Annotated in this window: 12 protein-coding genes; 8 read left to right on the top strand and 4 right to left on the bottom strand. The window is 59.9% G+C overall.

Annotation, left to right across the window (positions count from 1 at the left end):
* Positions 1 to 950 (top strand): DMT family transporter (locus ACEPP2_RS20935; protein ID WP_395516948.1); only part of this gene is annotated, 950 nt, incomplete at its 5' end.
* A 128-nt stretch (positions 951 to 1,078) separates the two neighbouring features.
* Here ACEPP2_RS20935 and ACEPP2_RS20930 read toward each other — a convergent pair.
* The 4 genes from ACEPP2_RS20930 to ACEPP2_RS20915 all read right to left on the bottom strand — a co-directional run bounded on the left by ACEPP2_RS20930 (position 1,079) and on the right by ACEPP2_RS20915 (position 4,851).
* Positions 1,079 to 1,636: an MgtC/SapB family protein gene (locus tag ACEPP2_RS20930; RefSeq protein ID WP_395517860.1), complete on the bottom strand. Its 558-nt coding sequence runs from the start codon at positions 1,634 to 1,636 to the stop codon at positions 1,079 to 1,081.
* Between the two features lie 169 nt (positions 1,637 to 1,805).
* Positions 1,806 to 2,672: an ABC transporter substrate-binding protein gene (locus ACEPP2_RS20925; protein ID WP_395517859.1), complete on the bottom strand. Its 867-nt coding sequence runs from the start codon at positions 2,670 to 2,672 to the stop codon at positions 1,806 to 1,808.
* A 104-nt stretch (positions 2,673 to 2,776) separates the two neighbouring features.
* Entirely contained in the window at positions 2,777 to 4,171 is a 1,395-nt protein-coding gene (locus ACEPP2_RS20920; protein WP_395517858.1) for a sensor histidine kinase, read from the bottom strand.
* Positions 4,171 to 4,851, bottom strand: coding sequence for a response regulator transcription factor (locus tag ACEPP2_RS20915; protein ID WP_395517857.1), 681 nt, complete (start codon positions 4,849 to 4,851; stop codon positions 4,171 to 4,173). The genes ACEPP2_RS20920 and ACEPP2_RS20915 overlap by 1 nt, the downstream gene beginning before the upstream one ends.
* Before the next feature lie 97 nt (positions 4,852 to 4,948).
* Here ACEPP2_RS20915 and phnD point away from each other — a divergent pair, with 97 nt between their 5' ends.
* The 7 genes from phnD to ACEPP2_RS20880 all read left to right on the top strand — a co-directional run bounded on the left by phnD (position 4,949) and on the right by ACEPP2_RS20880 (position 14,046).
* Positions 4,949 to 5,911, top strand: a complete 963-nt coding sequence (gene phnD / locus ACEPP2_RS20910) for a phosphate/phosphite/phosphonate ABC transporter substrate-binding protein (protein WP_395517856.1) — start codon at positions 4,949 to 4,951, stop codon at positions 5,909 to 5,911.
* A gap of 63 nt (positions 5,912 to 5,974) precedes the next feature.
* Positions 5,975 to 7,819 (top strand): ABC transporter permease, encoded by a 1,845-nt coding sequence (locus tag ACEPP2_RS20905; protein ID WP_395517855.1) that lies wholly within the window; start codon positions 5,975 to 5,977, stop codon positions 7,817 to 7,819.
* Positions 7,819 to 8,919 (top strand): ABC transporter ATP-binding protein, encoded by a 1,101-nt coding sequence (locus ACEPP2_RS20900; RefSeq protein ID WP_395517854.1) that lies wholly within the window; start codon positions 7,819 to 7,821, stop codon positions 8,917 to 8,919. The genes ACEPP2_RS20905 and ACEPP2_RS20900 overlap by 1 nt, the downstream gene beginning before the upstream one ends.
* Positions 8,920 to 8,955: 36 nt before the next feature.
* Positions 8,956 to 10,095: an ABC transporter substrate-binding protein gene (locus ACEPP2_RS20895; protein WP_395517853.1), complete on the top strand. Its 1,140-nt coding sequence runs from the start codon at positions 8,956 to 8,958 to the stop codon at positions 10,093 to 10,095.
* A gap of 695 nt (positions 10,096 to 10,790) precedes the next feature.
* Positions 10,791 to 12,302: a Mu transposase C-terminal domain-containing protein gene (locus ACEPP2_RS20890; protein ID WP_318920144.1), complete on the top strand. Its 1,512-nt coding sequence runs from the start codon at positions 10,791 to 10,793 to the stop codon at positions 12,300 to 12,302.
* A gap of 6 nt (positions 12,303 to 12,308) precedes the next feature.
* Positions 12,309 to 13,190 (top strand): TniB family NTP-binding protein, encoded by an 882-nt coding sequence (locus ACEPP2_RS20885; protein WP_395517430.1) that lies wholly within the window; start codon positions 12,309 to 12,311, stop codon positions 13,188 to 13,190.
* Positions 13,168 to 14,046, top strand: coding sequence for a TniQ family protein (locus ACEPP2_RS20880; RefSeq protein WP_395517431.1), 879 nt, complete (start codon positions 13,168 to 13,170; stop codon positions 14,044 to 14,046). Before ACEPP2_RS20885 ends, ACEPP2_RS20880 begins: the two co-directional genes overlap by 23 nt.
* The last annotated feature ends 83 nt before the right edge of the window (positions 14,047 to 14,129 follow it).

Here is a 14,129-nt window from a genome sequence, read left to right as displayed (position 1 = left end):
TATCTGCTCAGGTCATGCCCCCGCCCGGTCCCTCCCCCGCTCCTGCGCTCTCCAACGTCCATGCTCGAGGACGTGAGAAGCTGCTTGCTCATCTCGCCATGCTGTTGTTCGCCTCACTCATCGCGGGATCATTCTCGTTCGGCGGCATGGCGGCGCAACATCTGGACTCCGGGCCGCTGACATTGATGCGCTACCTCATGACGGTGGCAGTGATGGGCGTTCTGACGTTCTGGATCATGAGGGTCCCGTTCGCGCTGCCTCGAGCCATCTGGAGATATGCAGTCCTCGGCGGTCTCATAGCAACGTACATGCTCACGATGTTCATCGCGCTGGAGTTCACCAGCCCGGTCCAGACAGGAGCAGTCTTCACCCTCATGCCGCTGATCAGCGCAGGGTTCGCGCTGATGTTCATCGGCCAACGGACACGACCAGACGTCCTGGCTGCTCTTGTCACGGCGGGGCTTGGAGCCATCTGGGTCATATTTCGCGCCGACGTTCAGGCACTGCTTTCGTTCGATATCGGACGCGGCGAGCTGATTTTCCTGGCTGGTGTGATCGGCCATGCTGCCTACGTGCCGCTGCTGAGAAAACTATCCCGGGGGGAGAACCCCGTATTGTTCGGTTTCTGGATTATCGTGTTCACGGTGCCATGGCTGGTGCCGACGGGTGCACGCGAGCTGGCCTCGCTGGAGTTTAGAGCGCTGCCACTGTCGGTCTGGGCCACCCTTGCCTACCTTTCCATCGTGACGACTGCCTTTACCTTCCTACTGCTTCAGTACGCGTCCATGCGTCTACCGGCTGCCAAAGTCCTTGGTTATGGATATTTGACGCCCAGCTTCGTGATCGTGCTTGAGGGGCTTCTGGGGCACGGGTGGGTTGCTCCCCCGGTCATCCTCGGCGCCCTCGTGACTGCGGCAGGACTCATAGTCATGGGCGTTCTGAAGGACTAAAGCATCCCTCCCCCGGAGATGTCACAGGCGACCTTGAATGGTGAAGCGGGAGGAATTTGCTTTCGAAGCACCTAATCCGGCTTCGAGGTCCTAGCTGACGGAGTGCGATATCGGGACGATGTATCTGCTCAACTTGGATCAGACTCGTTCGGGCCTGATTTCTTCGCGGACAGCTTTGGAAGCATAGCGGGTACTGCCGCGAGAATGATCAAGACCACGAAGGTTGACAGGACGGCGGTTGCTTCCAATCCCAGGCCCGCTATCACTCCAATTCCTGCCGTCGCCCAGATGTTCGCTGCCGTCGTTAAACCCTCGACCTCCCGCCGCGCTGCACGAACCATGATCGCGCCCGCACCGAGAAAGCCGATCCCTTGTACAATGCCCTGCAGCACGCGGGATAGATCTCCAATCTCCATTCCGCTTTGCAACGGACCTAGTACGAAAAGTGCTGCACCGACGGCCACCAGCATGTGCGTCCGCACGCCAGCGCTTCTTCCCTTCAGTTCCCGCTCATATCCAAGGATCCCGCCGAGCACCGCCGCAAGTACAAGGCGCACCGTAATGCGTGTTATGGTAGACACGTCTGGAACATCCGAGAACTCACTGACCAGCGTTGACCAAATCTCCGCTCCCACGGCAGCATCCTCATGTTGTTTTGGAAGTTCGCAGCGACGCTGCAGTGCCATCCGTTAACCGGGTTGGCAAATGCAGGTTGCTGCACCCGCCGGGATGGACATCCCGATCCCGACTGGTGGTGAATTCTCTATAGACGAACGGCAACTTGATCAACGTCGAGCATTGGTCGCACCTCACGCCGCCTGATTTGACGGTTCACCACAGTCGTATGGTCGCTTCTTAGTCCACGACAGCCTGAAACCAGGCATCCAGGAACTTGCTGCGCTTGATCATGTCACGGAAGACGAGAAGCTCGGGCCCCAGCTCAATTCTCTGGATGCTCTCCAGCCCCTGAAGGTTATCCGGAACTTCGAAACCAACAGACGATAAGGCGCTTTTGTTTTGCGGCGCTAGAAGGCTATGAAGCAGGCTGCGCCCCCCGCGAGGGTTGGCTGCTCCCTTCGGTACGAAGACTGCCCAAGGCACAGCAAGCACGTAGTCCTGTGGCACCACGATCTCAATGCCATCGGGCATGGCGCCTGCAACGAGCAGCGCGGATAGCGGCACGTTGTAGAGGATGTCCAAATCACCTGCTTTAAGCGCGTCAAGAAGATCATCCGTGGTGTCATAGATGCGCGCTTTTGCGGTGCCGAAAGCCCGCATCAACCGCCAGTACAATGTGGAGCGAAGGGAATCCTGCGATGCCAACAGGTAGCTGACATCATCAATGCCAATGTTGATAATGCCGACACGGCGATCGAAGCGACCAGCCCCCTGCTCCAGGTCACGCACAAGCTCGATCCGTGTCTGTGGCATCCGATCAGGAAATGCAGCTCGCCGGAGGACAATCACCGCCGGATCCGACCAGATCCCGAAAACCTCATTGCGCCATTGCGCCATGGCCATGGCGCCTGCGGCTTCATCTTGCAGGGCATATCCTTCGTTCGCGACCGATACGGCGATATCGGGCGACGCCAACAGTGCGAGGTCGAATGGCACATCCTCGCTCCTCCTCGCTGCGGCTGCAATCTGAGCGGAAGAAAGCCAGTCATAGGACAGCGTTGCTCGCGGCAACTGTGCCCCCAGCAATTGGAGCAGCGGCGCCATTCGCTCCTGTGAAACCACGCCTGCGATCCTGACCGGCCGCTCCTGCGCGACGGCTGGCCCAACAGCCAACAGCAAGAGGTAGAGAACACAGCCGCGCAACAAGGTCATGTCTTCTCATCCCTTGCAGCCATTGGCAGCTTCACCTCGATGACCGCGCCCCCGCCGTCACGGTCAATGATTCCGATTGACCCGTCAAAAGCGACGGCCACATCCTTGGCGATGGCAAGTCCAAGACCGGTTCCAGGGCGCTGAATATCCGTTCGAGCAAAGCGCTGGAATACCAGATTTTTCGCGCTGTCTGGAATTCCAGGTCCCCGGTCCATCACCTGCAGGACGACAACCCCCTCGCGTGCATGAAGCCGTATGCAGACCTCTCCCGGAGCGTGGATGAAGGCATTCTCGATGATGTTGCGTACCATTTCCCGCAAGGCAATCGGCTCCGCCTTCACCATCAGCGGACGGTCGACCATGTCGAGCGTTACAGATCGCATGAGCGAGCCATAGGCGCTTTCGGCACGCAGCATCTGCAAGGCATCCTCGGTTGTGCCGCAGAGATCGACGAGCTCTCGTACCTGCGTTTCAATGCGATGAATGGTTGTGGCATCGGACAACAGCATGTTTGCCAAGAGACCCGCGCTGCGTGCATTCTCATGGATTCGCGTAAGCCGTCGTTTCACCCGCGGATCTTCAGCCTCATCAAGACCCACCTCTGCCTGCGCCTGTATCGCCGCCAACGGCGTTCGCAACTGGTGTGCAGCGTCGGCAGTCACCCGTTTTACGCCATCAAGAACCGAACCCAGCCGATCCATGAATTCGTTGAGAGCGGAAACAAGAGCGGAAATTTCGATCGGCACTTCCCGATCGATAGGACTGAGTTCGGAGGGACGACGCGCTCGCAGATCACCCTCGATGAGGCGCAATGGGGAAAACGCCGAGCGTACGGCAGCGAGGATGAGCCCCCCGGAAATGAGAGCAATGGCGGCCGCTGGCAACATGCCGTTAATCGTCAACTGGCGCGCAAGTTCCTGTCGCGCCTCGCGGGTCTCGGCAACCATGATGCCGATCCAGCCACCGGTCCCCGCTGCCGTGTCGGCGGCACGGTACCGCTGCACGGCGGCAACCCGCACCGGATCACCCCGATAGACCGCATCATAAAGCTGCAACGCCTGATCCTGCGCAAACGGCAAGTCCAGACCAAGAACAGGGGAGCCCGTGACCAGACTGCCGTCAGGCGCCGTCACCTTGTAGAAGACGCGGTTGAGACGCGAAGTACCGAGAATGGCGAACGCTGAATAGGGAATGTCAACGGTCACGGCCCCATCTTCGAAGCTAACGGTATCGGCGATAGACAAGACGGACGCGGTCAACACGCGATCGAAAGCCTCGTCGGCGGCACGCCTGGCGTAGGCACCGACCGTCAATGCGAGCACGGTCCCTATCACGAGAAATAGACAGGCGGTGGTAATCAGAAGCCGCCGTTCAATGGACACTCGCGCCATCAGTTCACCGCGTCCACCCGGGCCCGCAGCATGTAACCGGAACCGCGATGCGTGACGATCTCGACATCACTGCCCTCCAGCTTCTTGCGTATCCTGGAAACCAGCAGCTCCAGAGCATTCGGCGTACCAATATCCTCATGCCCAAAGAGCTTCAGGTAGAGCCGCTCTTTGCTGACGGTATTCCCCGAGTGCGCAGCCAGTGCCTCCAGCACCTCGAATTCGCGCTTACCCAGTTCCAGAGGTTCGCCACCGAGGCGCGCAGCGCGGACCGTCAGATCAATTTCAAGAGGCCCGACTTTGACCACGGATTGGGAAAGCCCCTGATGCCGACGGGTGACGGCTCTCAGTCGCGCCTCCAGTTCGCCAAGGTCGAATGGCTTGACGATGTAGTCATCTGCGCCGAGGTCAAGGAGACTGATCTTGTCATCGAGCTGATTGCGAGCGGTGATGACAAGAACTGGGGTGGGCGACTGGCCGTACCGCATATTGGCCATGACCTCAAAACCACTTCGACCCGGCAGATTGATGTCAAGAACCACGACATCAAAGGCGCCGGAAAGGGCAAGCTCCTCTCCCGTCACACCATCCTGCGCGAGCGTGACATGGTGACCGGCTCGCGAGAGCTTCGCCTCAATGGCCTCGGCGATGTCGACCGAATCTTCGATTATCAGGATGCGCATGTGGCTGACAGGACTCTGACAGGGAAACCGTAGATAGTCTCATCCTACAGCAAGGGTTCTGCCGAACGCGAGACGGTTTATCCCTTCGGGAGGAGAAATGAGACGCTATCAAGCCTTGGCGGCCTCGATAGTGCTGGCCGCAACAGTTACGGTTGGTGCATTCGCCGCCACTGAACCACCATGTCATCAGCGGGCAGAACTTGGAGACGCCTATTGCGATACAGATGGTGATCTTGTGGCAGATCTGCCGGCGGATCCTTCCAGATGGCGAAACCCCGACACCTTGGTTTGGGCGTTTGCTCCCATCGAGGACCCTGCAGTCTACGCACAGCTGTTTCGCCCCTTCACGCAGCACCTTTCCTCCTGCCTGGATCGGCAGATCGTGTACTATCCCGTTCAGTCGGTTGCGGCCGAGATTGGCGCGATGCGTGCCGGCCGCCTACATTTTGCGGGTTTCTCCACTGGACCAACGGTCGAAGCGGTCAACACGGCCGGTGCCGTCCCCTTTGCGGCAAAAGGCCAAAAGGGCGAGGTCCGCGGCTATCATCTGATCGCCATCGTACGCGCGGACAAGCCGTACCGGATGCTGCAGGACCTGAAGGGCAAGCGCGTCGCACATGTGTCCCCAGCTTCGAACTCCGGCAATGTCGCAGCGCGCGCGCTCTTCCCCGCACAAGGGCTTGTCCCCGACGTGGACTATCGGCCGATCATGTCGGGAGCGCACGATAAGTCGGTGATGGGAGTCATCTCGGGGGACTACGACATGGCAGCCGTCGCCTCGGATGTTGTCGAACGGTTGGTCGAACGAGGAGCGATAGACCCAAGCGCCATCCGGATCCTCTACGAGAGCCCGCTTTTCCCCACATCCGCCTTTGCCCATGCCCATGATCTCCATCCGGATCTGACGGCCAAGCTCAAATCCTGCTTCTTTTCCTTCCGATTTCCCGCGCAGATGAGTGCCGCCTTCAATGGGGACGAGCAGTTTCTGCCAGTCCGATATGACAAGGAATGGCAGACAGTCAGGGAGGTGACCGCCGCAGTAGGCGCCCTGCCTGACTGATCCAGAGGTCTATACTGCCTCGGGACGCCACTCCTTTCCACACCGACTTACGACAATGAGCCCATGACGCTGCAAGCCGCTTTGCCGGAGGATCCGTCGCATCCTCGCCCCGCCTCATCCTGGCGACGCTATGCCTACCAAGTCCGCGTCAACAGCGCTGATCCGACACTCCTGCTTGCCCTGCTGCTGCTTGCAGTCTTCGGGTACCTCATTCTCGCTCCTGTCCTACTGCTGCTGGTAGATGCGGTGACTGTGCATTTCCCCGATATTGCACGCAGTGGACAAGATCTTGGCGCGCTCACGCTCTACTACCTGAACCGCGTACTAATGTCCCCGATTTCGCGTGACCTATTCTGGTGGCCCCTTGCCCACACGGCCGTCATATCGGTCGCCGCGATCATGATAGCTTTTCTTGTCGGCGGCCCGCTGGGCTGGCTGCTCAGCCGCACCGACCTTGTGGGCAAGAAGTGGTTTTCAACAGCGCTACTGCTTCCATACATGCTGCCGTCATGGACCTTCGCACTCGCCTGGCTCACCCTTTTCAAGAACCGCACGACAGGCGGCGTTCCCGGTTGGATGGAGACCCTCGGCTTCACCCCGCCTGACTGGCTCGCGTATGGTGCCTTTCCCATCGCGCTGATCCTGGCGCTGCACTACGCGCCCTTCGTCATCCTGCTGTTCGGCAACGCACTCAAGCAATTCGACACGCAGCTGGAAGATTCGGCCCGCAGCCTCGGCGCACGGCCGAGGGACGTGGCACGCCGGATCATCCTGCCTTTGATGATGCCATCGCTCGCTTCCGCAGCAACCTTGATTTTCGCCAAATGTCTTGGCGACTTTGGAGTGGCTTATGTGCTGGGCGTCCCCGTCGGCTTTGACGTCCTGGCAACATCCCTGTTCCGCGCCATCTCGACCAGCCAGGCAGGTGCATCGGCCGTCATCGCGGGCGTGATTGTCCTCCTCGGCACGCTTTCCGTCATCATCGACATGCGTCTCATGAAGGAAGCCAAACGCTTCGTGACCATCGGCGCCAAGGGCGCCATGGTACGCGAGGCACCGCTTGGGAAATGGCAGATGCCTGCGGTGCTCTGGGTCCTTACAGTCTTCCTGGTGAGTGCCGCTATCCCCCTCGTGGCGCTGACGCTGACGACGGTCATGCGTGTGCCCGGTTCGTTCGAGCTCAGCAATTTCACCCTCGACTACTGGATTGGCACGGATCTCGGGACAACTGCTCTGCATCAGGGGATTCTCCTGACCGGCGAGTTCTGGCTGGCGCTGTGGAACACAGTCTGGATGGTCGGCCTTGCCTCACTTGGGGCAGGTCTGCTCGGGCTCCTGGTCGGCTACGGCGTGGTGCGCTCCCCCATACGGATGGTCTCCGTGGCGCTGCGGCAGATTACCTTCCTGCCCTATTTGGTCCCCGGCATCGCATTCGCGGCAGCCTATCTTTCGATGTTCGCCGTTGCCCGTCCGCCCCTGCCGGCACTTTACGGCACGCATGCGATTCTCGTCCTGGCCATCCTTGCCGACCAGATGCCCTTTGCTTCGCGGGCCGGGATATCGTCGATGATGCAGCTTGGCCGCGAGCCCGAGGAAGCTGGTCAGATCGTGGGCGCCGGGTGGTTCCGGCGCATGCGTTCCATCGTGCTGCCCATTCAGCGCGGCGCACTTGTGTCAGCAATCCTCTTGCCCTTCATCTCGGGGATCAAGGGCCTCAGCCTCGTCGTCGTCCTTGCTGTCCCTGGTACCGACCTCCTCACAACTTATGCAATCCGCCTTGTCGACTACGGCTACAGTCAGGCTGCCAATGCCGTCGTCGTGATGCTCTGTGTCGTTGCCTTCGCGGGCACGATGCTGGTGCAGAAGATCGGCAAGGCCTCCCTCTCAGACGGCATGGGAAGCAAGTAATGTCCAGCATCACCTTGGAAAACATCCGCAAAAGCTATGGGCGGAATACACCTCCCGCCATCGGTAATCTCAACATGGAGATCGGGTCCTCCGAATTTCTGTGCCTGCTAGGCCCCTCCGGATGCGGCAAGACCACGACGCTACGCATGATTGCTGGGCTCGAGCATCCCACGGAAGGTCGGATCCTAGTGGACGGCAAGCCCATCGTCTCCGTCGATGAAGGGATCTTCACCGTGCCGGAGAAGCGGAACATGGGGCTGGTCTTTCAGAACTATGCACTTTGGCCGCACATGACGATCCACGAAAACGTCGCCTTCGGCCTTGTTCTGCGCAAGACACCCGCTCCGGAGCGCAATGCCGTCGTCGAGCAGGTCATGACGAAGCTTGGCATTGCCCAGTACGCAAGCCGTTTTCCGGCACAGCTATCAGGCGGACAGCAGCAGCGTGTGGCGCTTGCACGCATGCTGGCGCTCAATCCATCGGTCATCCTGCTCGACGAACCGCTTTCCAACCTTGACGCCAAGCTCAGGCTGGAGATGCGATCCGAACTAAAGCGCATTCATGCCGAAGCCGGCTCAACCATTGTTTTCGTCACCCATGACCAATGGGAGGCGATGACGCTCGCGACCACGATCGCCGTGATGAGCGAGGGCGCATTGCAGCAGGTGGGGACGCCCGACGATATCTACGAACGCCCGGCAAATCGCTTTGTAGCAGAATTTGTGGGCAGTCTGCCGATCAACATCATTGAACGGAGCGACGCAGGACCGGGCTCGCTTTGCCGTTGGCTCGATGCGTTGCTTGCTCACTTCGCTCTTGCCGGCGCACCCGTTGCATCGGCCGGCATCCGGCCAGAGGCCATACGGCTCGGCAGCCTCAACGACGAGGATGCAAAGCGCTGTGCTGCTGGTCAGGGAACGATCGTCGACGTAGTCCCGACCGGCGGCAGCTGGATCGTGCAACTCGATGTCGAGGGTGCCCGGTTCTTCGCGATCACTACCGAAAGCCCGTCAAAACGGGCGGGCGAGAGAACTCATTTCTGGGTTGAAAGGCAGCATCTGCACCTGTTCGACCGGGAGAAGAACCGTATCGCTCAGTAGCTGAGCGTACGTGATCAAGGCAAAGGAGGAAAAATCATGCCTAAGACAACGATCGGCCTCATCACCGGGGTTTCCATTATGGCAATAGGCGCAGCAAGCGCCATGGCTCAAGACGCCAAGGAAATCGGCATCCCCGACAGCGAATATTCGTTGGAGGCACTCATCGAAGCGGCCAAGAAGGAAGGTCCGATCACCGTTATCGATGCTACGGGCAAGATCGTCACGATGGCGGAGAACTTCTCCAAGAAGTATGGCCTCCAGGCGACCGGGGTCAAGATGAGCGGCCAGGAGCAGGAACAGGTCATCGCGCGTGAAGCGGCTGCCGGCAACGTTCGGACCGACGTCTTCAACATGAGCAACCTGCCCTCGGTCACCAGCCAGATCCTCCCGCAGGGCTTCGGGGTGTCCTGGCTTGCCCCAGACCTGAAGGACAAGATCCCCGCCGAATATCAGAGCCCGGCGATCACCAGCAACAATCCGTGGGTCTTCGCCTACAATACTGACGTTCATGGCGATACCTGCCCGGTCGACAATCTCTGGGCCCTCACGACGGAGGAATGGAAAGGCCGTGTCGCCATTCCCGATCCGCTGCTTCGCAATGAAACGATGTTTTGGTTCAACCAGCTCGCCACCCATGAGGATGCGGCCATGCGCGCCGCCTATCAGGAACAGTTCGGCGAGGAGCTGACGACCGACGAAGCGAGCGCGACGGCAGAATGGGTCAAGCGTTTGGCTCAGAACAAGCCGAAGGTGGCCAAGAGTGACAGCGACGTCGGTCCCATCGTCGGTGCCAAGGAAGAAAAGCCACCGATCGGGTTCCTCAGCGCGGCGATTTTTCGCGATGCCAAGAAGGATGGCTATGGCATGGGCATCTGCAAGGAGATGAAGCCGTGGGTCGGGCAGCTCACCCCGCGCGTGGCGGTGATCGCGGCCGGTACGAAAAGCCCCAATACCGCCAAGCTCTTTGCCCGTTTCATGATGACTGAGGAAGGCATGGCCCCCCAGCTTGGCGACGGCAAGATCTCGACAAATGTCGATGCGAAAATGCCGGATGGCGAGGCATCGGGAATCGCAAACCATCTTGATCGCCTCTACGTCAATCACTCCGAAACGACGCAGGATGATTTTGCCAAGTTGCAGGACTGGCAAGACTTCTGGCTTACGAACTCCCGCTAAGTGAGCAGCCCCACGCCCTTCTGTGGGCGTGGGGCGATCGAGCCTCGGCAAATTTGGAGTCGGTTGGCCCAACACGCGCAGATGCTGACCTCGGTGGACCGCTTGATGGATCGCCGCAGCAACGCATCTTGCGCCATGATCGACTGAGAACGCGGGTTCAATGACTGATGTCAGGACTGGATATCTGCATTCGGCCTGACCGCTTCACATTTCTGACAATTAGTGCGAATGGCCGTTGCGGCGGCGCGAGGCTGCCATCGGGATCGACCGAAAGAGAGGCCGCACAGAGGACGTGATGCTGCCGCAACCCATCTCTGCTTTCAGGATGCGCACTAAGCGGATTCTAGGACTGAGATGCGGGCGCGAAGCTGCCGAAGCCTCGCTCTTGAACGGATTCGAACCATCGGCACTCTTCCAGTTTAGCGAAGATATTGTGTGGTTTTGCACTTAATTCCCAGAATTTGGTCGCAGCAATTTCAACCAGATAGTTCGGCACTTAATTTGAGAATGAGCACTTAATTTGAGAATTATGCTTGGATTTGGTCACTTAATGTGAGAATCAGACAATCGACGTAAGCGACGGTGTTCTTGTTATGAGTGACCCACTCCCCGACGAGGTCGACGAAGCGCTTTGGGATGAAGCGTGCCGACGCGCAGACGCGGTTCGGGAATTCCTGAAGAGTCGGCCTGGCAAAATGACAGCCGGAGATGTGGCACTGCTTGCGACCGAGCTCGAAATCAGTCGAGCGACCGCGTACCGCCTTATCAAATTGTTTCGAGCCGGTGGCACGGTCATGTCGTTGGTGGATCGCAAACGCGGTCGACCGGAGGGCCACCGGGTGTTGGATGACCAGCGGGAAGAGATCATCCGCACGACCATCAGCCGTTACTACCTGACGCGAAACCGTCCGACCGTTTCACAGTTGGTCCGGGATGTCCAAACGAACTCCATGTCGGCCGGGCTCAAGCCGCCGCATCGCCGAACGATCAAGGCTCGTCTCGAAGACATCGATCTGCAGAAACGCGCCAAACGCCGTGGCGAAGATAAGATCGTGAAGGAGACACAGGCCGTTCCCGGGGTATTTGCCGCCTCCCGACCTTTGCAGGTCGTTCAGGTCGATCATACGAAAGCGGATATCTTTGTCGTTGACGAGGAAACCCGCCAGCCGATCGGCCGGCCCTGGCTGACGCTGGCGATGGATGTCTGCAGCCGAATGGTGACGGGATTCTACCTAACGATGGACGCACCTTCCCGGTTGTCGACAAGTCTGTGCCTGCTGCACTCGGTCTTCGACAAGTCGGCTTGGTTGCGAGAACGCGAGATCACCGAAGCGTGGCCCGTCGCCGGCCTGCCGGAAACACTTCACGTCGACAACGGCGCCGACTTCAGGAGCCGTGCTTTCAAGAGAGGGTGCCAGGATGCTGGCATCGCGATCGAATGGCGTCCGCCGGCTGAGCCGCGCTTCGGCGGCCATATCGAACGTCTGATCGGCACCCAGATGGGAAAACTCCACCTGCTGCCCGGCACGACGTTCAGCAATGCGCAGGAACTCGGCGAATACGATTCGAAGCGGCATTCGGCGCTCACTTTGCGCGAACTCGAGCGCTACATCGCCCTCGACATTGTCGGCTCGTACCATCAGTCGATCCACAGCACCTTGGGCCGCCCGCCAATTGCCGTCTGGAAGGAGCACGAGAACGAGATTCCACTGCGCCTGCCGCAAGATCGGATGCGTTTTTGGCTGACGTTCCTGCCCGAGCAGGAGCGCACCCTGCGGCCAACCGGCATTCATCTCTTTGGTCTGCGCTACTGGTCAGCTGCGCTTAGCGCCGACGTCGGTCGCTCGAACCGGCGCCTGCTCGTCAAATACGACCCGCGGGACATGGCCCGTATCTTCGTGCGGCGACCTTCGGGAAACTTCGTGGAAGCCCGCTATGCTGATCTGACCCTGCCTTCAGTGACACTGCATGAAGCCGTGGCGGCACGTCGCGCACTGTTGGCGAGAGGGCGACAGGAAATCAACACCCGCGCCATCGTGGGCACTGCGGTCGCGCAGCGCGAATTGGTGGATGCAGCAACCAAGAAGACGGCAGCCGTACGACGCGGCGCAGGACAGCCAAAAACGAACGTGGATGATCGGGGCTGGGGCTCGCTTCGCGGCATCGACTCCAGCAAACCTGTGCCCTTTGTCGAGGACACGGAGTGAGCTGGCATGAACAACGAAATCTCCCACCTGACCGCGAGCGCCGCGGCGCTGCTTGCTGAAGCGGACGAACAACGCATTCGCGCGATACGATCGCGCCGCTGGGTGCTCTACCCGCGCGCCAAGCAGGCGCTCGATCGGCTGAGCCGGCTCCTCGATCATCCGAGAGGAACGCGCATGCCGTCCGTCGCTATCTACGGTGACAGCGGCATGGGCAAGACGATGATCATGAACCGGTTCCGCGATCAGCATCCGTCAAGCTTCAATTCGCTGACCGGAACCCTGAAGACACCCGTTCTGGCCATGGAGATGACCAGCCGGCCTGGCGAACGGCGGTTCTACGCCGAACTGCTGACGCTGCTCGGCGCACCGCAGCGACCGCGGGCCGATATCGCCCAGATGGAGCAGGCGGCATTGCGGATCATGGAAGCAATTGGCGTGCAGGTGCTGGTGATCGACGAGGTGCACAACATTCTTGCCGGAACTTATCGCGAGCAGCGCATCGTCCTCAACACCTTACGCTTTCTCAGCAACCGTCTCGGGATCTCGCTCGTCTGCTTCGGCGTCAACGAGGCGCGTGAAGCAATCAGCGGCGACGTGCAATTGGCCCGCCGGTTCGAGCAATTCACGCTGAGCCGCTGGGCTGCGAACGAACAGTTCGAATCCCTGGCAGTCTCAATCTTGCGCAACACGCCGTTGCGTCAGCCCTCGGTGCTGAGCGCGAAATCGCTGCGGCGGATGCTGCAGATCACAGAGGGCATTACAGCCAACATTTTTCACATCATCAACTCCCTCGCCATCGAGGCCATCGCAAGCGGGCGCGAACAGATAACCGACGAAGCCATCGAGAAGTGGGAGCCGGAGTTTGATGCCGAGGCAGCCTTCGCATGACGCCGAAACATCCTTGCGGCAATTGCCGGTGAGACTGGCGCCCCATCCTGACGAACTCCTATCCTCGTGGATCGGCCGGCATGCCGCGTTCTATGCGGTCCCGCCCCTTGCTATGCTGCGGCATGGTCTGCCCGAGGCGTCGTCTTTGCATGCGGCCGATCGGAGTCTGAACGGTGATCAAGTCATCCGCCTCGCCGGCCTCTTCTCGACCGAACCGGCCGTCGTGCGCCGCACGACCTTTTCGAATATCGCACCATCATCGCGACGCCTGATTGCAGCGAGGCCGCTGCAGTTCTGCTCAGCCTGTCATCCGGGTGAACACGAACCGAGGCCTCTCCTTCGCAGCCAGTTTCTCGGCTGGCGCATCACCTGTCCGCTTTGCGGCGACCTGTTCCGGTGCGCACGCGGGCATGACCGCCCCTCTCCTTTCGACCGCCATCAAGGGGCCGCGCTCGTGGGAGAACGGCTCCTCGACGATGAAGCCGAGCGCGGCGTCCGAACCTGGACTTCGCCGGCCGAAATCGCGCGCCTTCTGCTGATGCGACGCGTGCCGAGACCCCTTCCCCGTGAGTACGAACCGTGGCGATTCAGGGTGCTCGGCGCAATCATTCCAGATCTCGATGATGTCGTCGAACGGAGAAGCCTGCCGACACCGGCAAATCCCGTCCTGCCGCTGCATCTGCGACCAGCTCTGCTGGCCGGAGTGGCCATCGTCGAGCGGGCCGGACCCGAGATGCTCGAAATGTTGCGCGGGCAAATGATGGGTCAGAATCAAGCGCGTTTCAGCAGCGCTATCGATGAGATCACGACCCATACATGCCGATCAATGGCGTCTTCACAGTTGCAGTTAATTTGAGAATCCGGCCGCTCGGATTCTCAGCTTTGAATGCCAAACCTGGCTGAAACAGCCGCATTCTCACGTTTAACTGCCAAGCGACA

Source organism: Pseudorhizobium flavum, assembly GCF_044142885.1.
GTDB lineage: Bacteria > Pseudomonadota > Alphaproteobacteria > Rhizobiales > Rhizobiaceae > Neorhizobium > Neorhizobium flavum.
This window is presented reverse-complemented; position numbering and strand designations above follow the sequence as displayed.

Coding starts and splice junctions, on each gene's coding strand:
- ACEPP2_RS20930 (WP_395517860.1), bottom strand. CDS start 1,636: ATGGCACTGCAGCGTCGCTGCGAACTTCCAAAACAACATGAGGATGCT.
- ACEPP2_RS20925 (WP_395517859.1), bottom strand. CDS start 2,672: ATGGCGCCGCTGCTCCAATTGCTGGGGGCACAGTTGCCGCGAGCAACG.
- ACEPP2_RS20920 (WP_395517858.1), bottom strand. CDS start 4,171: ATGGCGCGAGTGTCCATTGAACGGCGGCTTCTGATTACCACCGCCTGT.
- ACEPP2_RS20915 (WP_395517857.1), bottom strand. CDS start 4,851: ATGCGCATCCTGATAATCGAAGATTCGGTCGACATCGCCGAGGCCATT.
- phnD (WP_395517856.1), top strand. CDS start 4,949: ATGAGACGCTATCAAGCCTTGGCGGCCTCGATAGTGCTGGCCGCAACA.
- ACEPP2_RS20905 (WP_395517855.1), top strand. CDS start 5,975: ATGACGCTGCAAGCCGCTTTGCCGGAGGATCCGTCGCATCCTCGCCCC.
- ACEPP2_RS20900 (WP_395517854.1), top strand. CDS start 7,819: ATGTCCAGCATCACCTTGGAAAACATCCGCAAAAGCTATGGGCGGAAT.
- ACEPP2_RS20895 (WP_395517853.1), top strand. CDS start 8,956: ATGCCTAAGACAACGATCGGCCTCATCACCGGGGTTTCCATTATGGCA.
- ACEPP2_RS20890 (WP_318920144.1), top strand. CDS start 10,791: ATGACAGCCGGAGATGTGGCACTGCTTGCGACCGAGCTCGAAATCAGT.
- ACEPP2_RS20885 (WP_395517430.1), top strand. CDS start 12,309: ATGAACAACGAAATCTCCCACCTGACCGCGAGCGCCGCGGCGCTGCTT.
- ACEPP2_RS20880 (WP_395517431.1), top strand. CDS start 13,168: ATGCCGAGGCAGCCTTCGCATGACGCCGAAACATCCTTGCGGCAATTG.